Consider the following 379-nt stretch of genomic DNA (forward strand, 5'->3'; position numbering starts at 1 on the left):
TATGAAAATAATTTTCATATAGGAGGTATTTTTGATGAGTAGTTTCTTCGAGAAGGCACAACAGTTTGGTAAGTCGTTTATGCTGCCAATTGCAGTTCTTCCTGCTGCCGGTTTACTGCTTGGTATTGGCGGGGCTTTGTCCAATCCTAATACGATTAAAGCCTATCCATTTTTAGATATTTCTTGGCTTCAAAATATATTTACGATTATGTCAAGTGCCGGGAATGTTGTCTTTGCCAACCTTGCACTACTATTTGCTGTTGGGATTTCTGTCGGCCTTGCAAAATCTGATAAAGGTACAGCAGGTCTTGCCGGTGTTTTAATGGTAGATGGAAAGCTTATTGAAGGAACCCAGCGAATTTTCTTCGCTCAGTTAGCT

1 protein-coding gene is annotated in these 379 nt (G+C 40.1%); it reads left to right on the top strand.

Annotated elements, in window-relative coordinates:
* Positions 1 to 34: 34 nt before the first annotated feature.
* The coding region (locus tag RYX56_RS21400) for a PTS transporter subunit EIIC (RefSeq protein WP_317123994.1) at positions 35 to 379 on the top strand (345 nt) is incomplete at its 3' end.

Origin of the sequence: Alkalihalophilus lindianensis (assembly GCF_032843265.1) — a bacterium.
Classification (GTDB): domain Bacteria; phylum Bacillota; class Bacilli; order Bacillales; family Bacillaceae_D; genus Alkalihalophilus; species Alkalihalophilus lindianensis.